The sequence below is a fragment of the Caulobacter sp. GW821-FHT12D05 genome, assembly GCF_058807295.1.
On record NZ_JBXAQO010000004.1, the window covers coordinates 1,061,242 to 1,069,259 of the forward strand.

An 8,018-nucleotide genomic window follows, 5' to 3' on the forward strand; every position below is an offset into this window, starting at 1 on the left:
CGCCTTTTGGTAAGCCTTGTTTCCGCCCGGCGCGACCATTAGTCGACGAACATGACCGTCAAAGATCGCATCCGCGTCCGCGAGACCAAGCTGCTCTCCGACAACTGGTACGTCCTGAAGACGACGGCCTTCGACTGGAGGCGTCGCGACGGGACCTGGCAGACCCAGCATCGCGAGCACTACGACCGTGGCAACGGGGCGGTGCTGCTGCCCTACAACCTCGAGAACCGCACGGTGCTGCTGGTGAAGCAGTTCCGCTATCCGGCTTTCGTCAACGGCTATGACGACCTGCTGATCGAGGCGGCCGCCGGCCTGCTGGACGACGCCGCGCCCGAGGTGCGCATCCGGGCCGAGGTCGAGGAGGAGCTGGGCTATCGCCTGGGTGAGGTCCGCAAGGTGTTCGAGGCCTTCATGAGCCCCGGCTCGGTGACCGAGATCCTGCACTTCTTCGTGGCCGAGTACGACGCCTCCATGCGGATCGGCGACGGCGGCGGCCATCCCGACGAGGGCGAGGATATCGAGGTGCTGGAGCCGGGTATCGACGAGGCCCTGGCCATGATCGCCGACGGCGCCATCCGCGACGCCAAGACCATCATGCTGCTGCAGCACCTGGCCCTGACGGTCTTCCGCTAGTCGAAGTCCCGCGCCAGCGGCACATCGAACCGCACCGCCAGGCCGTCCGCGCCGTAGTCGGCCGCGATCGCGCCGCGCAGCTCGCCGGTAATGCTGCGCTCGATCAGGCGGGAGCCGAAGCCCTTGCGCTCGGGGATGCTGGCGGGCGGACCGCCGGTCTCGCGCCATTGGAACCGCAGGGTGTCGCCGGCGTCCGGCAGCGTCCAGTCCAGCAGCAGCCGGCCGCCGCCGGTCGACAGCGCCCCGTACTTGGCGGCATTGGTGGCCAGTTCGTGGAACACCATGCCCAGCGACAGGGCCACCCGCGCCGGCAGGTGGACGTCGGGCCCGTCGATGCGGATGCGCTCGGCGCCGTAGGGGCCCAGCTCCTGGAGCAAGATCTGCTTGAGGCCCGCGCCGGCCCATTGGCTGTCGGTCAGGGCGTTGTGGGTCTGGGACAGGGCCAGCAGCCGAGCCTCGAAGGCCGCCGCGAAGGTCTCGGGCGCCGCCGCGCCGCGCAGGGTCTGCTGGGCGATGGCCTGGACCGTCGCCAGGGTGTTCTTCACGCGGTGGTTCAGCTCGTCCATCAGCAGGCGCTGACGCTGGTTGGCCAGGACCCGGTCGGTCATGTCCGAGCCCTCGACGAACACGCCCGAGATCGAGCCGTCGTCCTCGACGATCGGCTGATAGAGGAAGTCGAGGAAGCGTTCCTCCAGAACCTCGCCGGGCTTGCGCGCCAGCATGACCGGCACGTCGCGGCCGATGAACGGCTCGCCCGTGCGACGCACGTCGTCCAGCAGCTGGATGAAGCCTTGCTCGCGGATCTCCGGCAGCGCCTCTTCCAGCGTCTTGCCGATGACGTCGCGCCGGCCGATCAGGCGCAGGTACGCCTCGTTGGCGAAGTCGAACACGTAGTCGGGTCCCGTCAGCACCGCCACGAAGCTGGGCGCCTGCATAAACAGGCGGCGGATCTGGACGCTCTGCGACTGCAGGGTCTCCACGCGGCGCAGGACGGAGTCGCCCAGCATGGCGGTGGTCGGCGGGGCTTCGGGACGGAAGGCCTCGTCCTTGAGGCGGCGCAGGTCGGTGATGTCCTGGGTGTTCTGCAGGATGAAGCCGCCGCCGTCGGCCCCCGGCGCCCAGGTGTGGGTGCAGCTCCAGTAGCGGTCCTCGAACCCGCCGCCGGCCGCCTCGGGGCGCGGGATGGCGTAGTGCAGGACGGCGATAACGTCAGTCTCGCCTGTGTCGCGGGTGCGCTTCAGGGACTCTTCCAGCAGCCGCCGGCTCTCGCCTTCGGACGGGAAGGCCTCGAACACGTAGCGACCCTGCATCTCCTCGCGCGGACGGCCCGTGGCGTCGAGATAGGCCTGGTTCATCTCGCGGATGATCAGGTCCTGATCCATCAGCATGTAGGGGGTCGATATCCGATCGAACACCGCTCTGAAATCGATCGGACTGCTCATGAGCCGGATATGCTTCCCCCTAAAGCGACACATCCTAACGCAACCTTGGCATTAGGGGTTCCTTAACCTACGCGGAGCGGGACTGAGAACGTTTCTCAACACGGCCCCGTTTAATTGACACCCCCGCCCTCGCGCTTAAAAGCATCCCGCAACGCACAAAGGCTACTGAGGTTGGACCTCCCATGACCGACACGAGCCGGGGGCTGCCTGAGCGCCCGATGTCGCCGCACCTGCAGGTGTGGCGCTGGCATATCACCATGGCCTGCTCGATCCTGCACCGCGGCTGCGTCGTCGGCCTGTGGGTCGGCGCCGTGATCCTGGCCGGCTGGGCCGCGGCCCTGGCCGCCGGTCCCGACGCTTACGCGGGGTACCTGGCCGTGATCGGTTCGCCGATCGGCAAGCTGGTTTTGCTGGGCGAGACCTTCGCGGTGTTCTTCAACGTCGCCTACACCCTCCGCCAGACCTTCTGGGACACCGGCAAGGGCTTCGCCCCGCGCATCGCCGACATGACCGGCGCCATGGCGATCGCCTTCGCGGTCGTGGCGACGATCGTCACCTGGGTCATCGCCGGCGCGAACGGAGCGTTCTGATGAGCAGCAACAAGGACCTCTTCCAGCCCATCCAGTTCCGCACGCCGCTGTCGCGCGCCCGGGGCATGGGCTCGTCGCACCACGGCGTCGGCCACTTCATCACCGAGCGCGTGTCGGGCCTGGCCTTCGCGCCGCTGACCGTCTGGGGCGTCTACAGCGCCCTGAAGCTGATTGGCGCCGACCAGCACACGGTCGCGACCTGGATCGGCCAGCCGCTGAACGCCGTGCTGCTGGGCCTGCTGCTGATCTCGGCCCTGGTGCACCTGCAAAGCGCCGTCCAGGTGGTGATCGAAGACTATATCTACCGCTTCACGACCAAGTCCGCCCTGGTGATCGGCAACCTGTTCGTCTGCGTGCTGGCTGGCGCCGTGGGGATCTTCTCGATCCTCAAGGTCGCCCTGAGCGTGACCGGAGCCCATTGATGTCGGCCTACAAGTTCATCGACCACAAGTTCGACGTCGTCGTCATCGGCGCTGGCGGCTCGGGCCTCCGCGCCGCTCTGGGCTGCGCGCAAGCCGGCCTCAAGACCGCCTGCATCACCAAGGTGTTCCCGACCCGCAGCCACACCGTGGCGGCGCAAGGCGGTATCTCGGCCTCGCTGGGCAATATGGGCCAGGACGACTGGCGCTGGCACATGTTCGACACCGTCAAGGGTTCGGACTGGCTGGGCGACCAGGACGCCATCGAGTACCTGACCCGCAACGCTCCGGCGGCGGTCTATGAGCTCGAGCACTGGGGCGTGCCCTTCTCGCGCACCGAAGACGGCAAGATCTATCAGCGCGCCTTCGGCGGCATGACCAAGAACTACGGCGAAGGCCCGATCCAGCGCACCTGCGCGGCGGCCGACCGTACCGGTCACGCCATGCTGCACACGATGTACGGCCAGTCGCTGGCCCACGACACCGAGTTCTTCATCGAGTACTTCGCCCTCGACCTGATCATGGACGAGGCTGGCGTCTGCCGCGGCGTGACCGCGTGGAAGCTCGACGACGGCACCCTGCACCGCTTCCAGGCTCAGCAAGTGATCCTGGCCACGGGCGGTTATGGCCGCGCCTACTTCTCGGCCACCTCGGCCCACACCTGCACGGGCGACGGCAACGCCATGGCGCTGCGCGCCGGCCTGCCGCTGCAGGACATGGAATTCGTGCAGTTCCACCCCACCGGCATCTACGGCGCCGGCTGCCTGATCACCGAAGGCGCCCGCGGCGAAGGCGGCTACCTGACCAATTCGGAAGGCGAGCGCTTCATGGAGCGCTACGCCCCGTCGGTTAAGGACCTGGCGCCCCGCGACATGGTCAGCCGCGCGATGACCATCGAGATCCGCGAAGGTCGCGGCGTGGGCCCGAACAAGGACCACATCTTCCTGCACCTGGATCACCTGGATCCCAAGATCCTGCACGAGCGCCTGCCGGGCATCTCGGAGACGGCGAAGGTGTTCGCTGGCGTCGACGTGACCAAGGCCCCGATCCCGGTGCTGCCGACCGTCCACTACAACATGGGCGGCATCCCGACGAACTATCACGGCGAAGTCGTCACCAAGTCGGGCGAGAATCCCGACCAGGTGATCCCCGGCCTGATGGCCGTTGGCGAAGCGGCCTGCGTGTCGGTGCACGGCGCCAACCGCCTGGGCTCGAACTCGCTGATCGACCTCGTGGTCTTCGGTCGCGCCGCGGCCCTGCGCTGCGCCGAGATCCTCAAGCCGGGCGCCAAGCAGCCGGAACTGAAGGACGCCTGGACCGACGCCCACGTCGCCCGCTTCGACAAGTTCCGCAACGCCTCGGGCTCGACCCCGACCGCCGACCTGCGCCTCGAAATGCAGAAGGCCATGCAGGAAGACGCCGCGGTGTTCCGCACCGGCGAAAGCCTGGACAGCGGCGTCGCCCGCCTGGCCGAGGTCTGGAAGAAGAAGGCCGACGTCAAGGTCAGCGATCGTGGTCTGGTGTGGAACACCGACCTGATGGAGACCCTGGAGTTCGACAACCTGATCAGCCAGGCGGTGGTCACGGTGAACGGCGCGGCCAACCGCACCGAAAGCCGCGGCGCCCACGCCCGCGAGGACTTCTCCAGCCGCGACGACGCCGAGTGGATGAAGCACACCCTGGCCTGGCTCGACATGGAGTCCGGCAAGGTGAAGATCGATTACCGCCCGGTCCACAGCTACACGATGTCTGACGACATCGCTTACATCCCGCCGAAGCAACGGGTCTACTGAGGGTACGATGGTCGAACTCGCACTCCCCAAGAACTCGCAGGTCAAGTCGGGCAAGCATTGGCCGGCTCCCGCGGGCGCCAAGAAGGTCAAGACCTTCAAGATCTACCGCTACGATCCGGAAGCGGGCGGCAATCCGCGTTGGGACACCTACGACGTCGATATGGACGCCGTCGGCCCGATGGTCCTGGACGCCCTGCTGTATATCAAGAACACCATCGACCCGACCCTGGCCTTCCGCCGGTCGTGCCGGGAAGGCGTCTGCGGCTCGTGCTCGATGAACATCGGCGGCCGGAACACCCTGGCCTGTACGCATGGCTGGGCTGAAGTCCCGGGCAAGGCCGTCCAGATCAGCCCGCTGCCGCACCTGCCGGTGGTCAAGGACCTGATCCCGGACCTGACGCTGTTCTACGCCCAGTACGCCTCGATCGAGCCCTGGCTGCACACCGACACGCCCGAGCCGCAGACCGAGTGGAAGCAGTCGCCCAAGGACCGCGAGAAGCTCGACGGCCTGTACGAGTGCATCCTGTGCGCCTGCTGCTCGACCTCGTGCCCCAGCTACTGGTGGAACGGCGACAAGTATCTGGGCCCGGCGGCCCTGCTGCACGCCTATCGCTGGCTGATCGACAGCCGTGACGAAGCGACCGGCGACCGCCTGGATGCGCTTGAGGACCCCTTCAAGCTGTATCGTTGCCACACGATCATGAACTGCGCCCAGGTCTGCCCCAAGGGTCTGAACCCGGCCAAGGCCATCGCCGAGATCAAGAAGATGATGGTCGAGCGCGTCGTCTGACGAGCTCTCCATAGAAGACAAACGCGGGGCGGCTTCGGAAACGAGCCGCCCCGTTCTATATCCCGCCTCGATCAAGGCGCTTGCCAATAGGTGACGCCGGCGTCATTTTTGACGAAATGGGAGGGCGTCCTTGAACGCTGAAGCCAATCAGAACGCATGCGTCGTCATCGTCGGCGCGGGTCACGCGGGCGGTTCAGCCGCCGCTTTCCTGCGGCAGTACGGTCACGAAGGCCGGATCGTCCTGATCGGCGACGAGCCGCTGCTGCCCTATCAGCGCCCGCCGCTCTCGAAAGCCTGGCTGAAGGGCGAGGCCGACGCCGACTCGCTCTCGCTGAAGCCGGCCGAGTGGTACGCCGACAATAATGTCTTCCTGCGCCTGGAAGGCGTGGCCGAGCGGATCAATCGTTCGGAGAAGACCGTGACCCTCGCGTCCGGCGAGGTCATTGCCTACGACTTCCTGATCCTGGCCACCGGCGCCCGCGCGCGTGAGCTGCCGATTCCGGGCTCTGACCTGGCCGGCGTCCTGGCCCTGCGCACCGCGGCCGACGCCGAGCTGCTCAAGCACGCCCTGGGCGAGGGCAAGCGCATGGCGGTGATCGGCGGCGGTTATGTCGGCCTGGAAGCGGCGGCCTCGGCCCGCGCCCTGGGTAGCCACGCCACCATCGTCGAGCGCGAAAGCCGTGTCCTGGCCCGCGTGGCCTGCGAGACCCTGTCGACCTTCTTCCAGGACTATCACGGCAAGCACGGCGTCGACTTCGAGCTGAACGCCGGCGTCGCGGGCTTTGAGGGCGAGAATGGCCACGTCACCGGCGTGAAGTTCACCGACGGCAAGGTCCTGCCCTGCGATGTCGCCCTGGTCGGGGTCGGCGCGATCCCCAATGACGAACTGGCCAAGGATGCGGGCCTGGAAACCACCAATGGCGTGGTCGTCGACCTGGAGGCGCGCACCGCCGACCCGGCGATTTTCGCGATCGGCGACGTCACCCATCGTCCGCTCCCTTTATATGAGCGCCAGTTCCGTCTCGAATCTGTGCCCAACGCCCTGGAGCAGGCCAAGCAGGCCGCTTCGGCGATTCTGGGCCGCGCGGGCCCGTCGCCGGAAGTGCCGTGGTTCTGGTCCGACCAGTATGATCTGAAGCTGCAGATCGCCGGCCTGCCGTTCGAGGCCGACCGCCAGGTGGTGCGCGGCGACGTCGCCGCCGCCAAGTTCGCGGTCTTCCATCTGAAGGGCGACCTGCTGCAAGCCGTCGAGGCGGTCAATGCGCCGCCCGAATTCATGGCAGGCAAGCAGCTGATCGCCAAACGCACGCCGGTGAGCGCTGAAAAGCTCGCCGACACCAATGTGTCCATGAAAGAGGTGGCGGCTTAAACCCGCCCCCGAAAGCATAAGTCCTGGGGAACAGAGAACCACATGGCCAAGATCACCTACATCGAACACGACGGCACTGAGCACGCGCTCGACGTGAAGCCGGGCCTGACCGTCATGGAAGGCGCCGTGAAGAACAACGTGCCGGGCATCGACGCCGACTGCGGCGGCGCCTGCGCCTGCGCGACCTGCCATGTGTATGTCGACGACGCCTGGCTGGATAAGACCGGCGACAAGTCGGCCATGGAGGAGTCGATGCTGGACTTCGCCGAGAACGTCGAGCCCAACAGCCGCCTGTCGTGCCAGATCAAGGTGAGCGACGCGCTGGACGGCCTGGTCGTGCGCCTGCCGGAAAGCCAGCACTAGTATAAGAGCCCGGAGCCTGCCGGGGCGGGCTCCGGAAGGCGGTGTTAAGGACGCCGTCAAAAGAGCGTCGTTATATTGTCGCGAGGGGGTTGCCAGTCGTCCGAGGGAGGACTAGATCACCGCCTCGCTCGGAACGACATCGCGACCGGACGACGCGGCCCCCGAAAGGGTGTTGCATCGCTCCAGACGCTTCGTTAGAAACCGCGCTCCAATCGACTCGATGACGGATCCGCAAGGGCGGCCACGGCGGCCCAGGGATCCTCTTTTTGTCTCTTCGATCCCGGGTTTCCGGGGCTTCGAAAAAGCCGAAAAGAGTTGGTTGACTTCGGAATGGCTCCTCTTTAGAAGCGCCGCTCCGATGCATCGCCGCCAAGACTTCGCAAGAAATCAGCGGCGCGATGCAAAGGTTAGACAAGTAATCGCTTTGAAGTTTCTTCAAAATAACTGCTTGACTGACTTGGGTGGCTTCTCTAGAAACCGCCCTCCAAGAAATGCCGAGAGGTTCCTTCGGGATCTTCCAAGTGTTTCTCTCCGGTCTGGTTCTTCTTTTCTTAGAAAAAAGTTCTTGACTGGTTTCGGTGACTTCTTTAGAAGCTGCCGGCTCTGCCGAAGACCTCCG

At 66.1% G+C, this 8,018-nt stretch carries 8 protein-coding genes; 7 read left to right on the top strand and 1 reads right to left on the bottom strand.

Going from position 1 to position 8,018, the window contains the following annotated elements; all coding sequences use genetic code 11:
• Nucleotides 1-51: 51 nt before the first annotated feature.
• Nucleotides 52-633, top strand: coding sequence for a GDP-mannose pyrophosphatase (locus AC1RRR_RS23315; protein ID WP_492816542.1), 582 nt, complete (start codon nucleotides 52-54; stop codon nucleotides 631-633).
• Here AC1RRR_RS23315 and AC1RRR_RS23320 read toward each other — a convergent pair.
• Nucleotides 630-2,075: a sensor histidine kinase gene (locus tag AC1RRR_RS23320; RefSeq protein ID WP_492816544.1), complete on the bottom strand. Its 1,446-nt coding sequence runs from the start codon at nucleotides 2,073-2,075 to the stop codon at nucleotides 630-632. The two genes, AC1RRR_RS23315 and AC1RRR_RS23320, sit on opposite strands and share 4 nt — an antisense overlap.
• Nucleotides 2,076-2,257: 182 nt before the next feature.
• Between AC1RRR_RS23320 and sdhC the strand changes: the two genes are divergently transcribed.
• From sdhC to AC1RRR_RS23350, 6 genes are all read left to right on the top strand, one after another.
• Complete coding sequence (gene sdhC, locus AC1RRR_RS23325; protein ID WP_492816546.1) at nucleotides 2,258-2,665, top strand: succinate dehydrogenase, cytochrome b556 subunit; 408 nt, start codon at nucleotides 2,258-2,260, stop codon at nucleotides 2,663-2,665.
• Nucleotides 2,632-3,087, top strand: coding sequence for a succinate dehydrogenase, hydrophobic membrane anchor protein (gene sdhD / locus AC1RRR_RS23330; RefSeq protein ID WP_454718741.1), 456 nt, complete (start codon nucleotides 2,632-2,634; stop codon nucleotides 3,085-3,087). The genes sdhC and sdhD overlap by 34 nt, the downstream gene beginning before the upstream one ends.
• Nucleotides 3,087-4,877 (top strand): succinate dehydrogenase flavoprotein subunit, encoded by a 1,791-nt coding sequence (gene sdhA, locus AC1RRR_RS23335; protein ID WP_492816548.1) that lies wholly within the window; start codon nucleotides 3,087-3,089, stop codon nucleotides 4,875-4,877. Before sdhD ends, sdhA begins: the two co-directional genes overlap by 1 nt.
• Nucleotides 4,878-4,884: 7 nt before the next feature.
• Nucleotides 4,885-5,667, top strand: coding sequence for a succinate dehydrogenase iron-sulfur subunit (locus tag AC1RRR_RS23340; RefSeq protein WP_492816550.1), 783 nt, complete (start codon nucleotides 4,885-4,887; stop codon nucleotides 5,665-5,667).
• Between the two features lie 130 nt (nucleotides 5,668-5,797).
• Complete coding sequence (locus tag AC1RRR_RS23345; RefSeq protein WP_492816552.1) at nucleotides 5,798-7,036, top strand: NAD(P)/FAD-dependent oxidoreductase; 1,239 nt, start codon at nucleotides 5,798-5,800, stop codon at nucleotides 7,034-7,036.
• A gap of 42 nt (nucleotides 7,037-7,078) precedes the next feature.
• The gene (locus AC1RRR_RS23350; RefSeq protein WP_454718338.1) at nucleotides 7,079-7,399 is read left to right on the top strand and encodes a 2Fe-2S iron-sulfur cluster-binding protein; all 321 of its coding nucleotides are present in this window, start codon (nucleotides 7,079-7,081) and stop codon (nucleotides 7,397-7,399) included.
• The last annotated feature ends 619 nt before the right edge of the window (nucleotides 7,400-8,018 follow it).

Coding starts and splice junctions, on each gene's coding strand:
- AC1RRR_RS23350 (WP_454718338.1), top strand. CDS start 7,079: ATGGCCAAGATCACCTACATCGAACACGACGGCACTGAGCACGCGCTC.
- AC1RRR_RS23340 (WP_492816550.1), top strand. CDS start 4,885: ATGGTCGAACTCGCACTCCCCAAGAACTCGCAGGTCAAGTCGGGCAAG.
- AC1RRR_RS23315 (WP_492816542.1), top strand. CDS start 52: ATGACCGTCAAAGATCGCATCCGCGTCCGCGAGACCAAGCTGCTCTCC.
- sdhC (WP_492816546.1), top strand. CDS start 2,258: ATGACCGACACGAGCCGGGGGCTGCCTGAGCGCCCGATGTCGCCGCAC.
- sdhA (WP_492816548.1), top strand. CDS start 3,087: ATGTCGGCCTACAAGTTCATCGACCACAAGTTCGACGTCGTCGTCATC.
- AC1RRR_RS23320 (WP_492816544.1), bottom strand. CDS start 2,075: ATGAGCAGTCCGATCGATTTCAGAGCGGTGTTCGATCGGATATCGACC.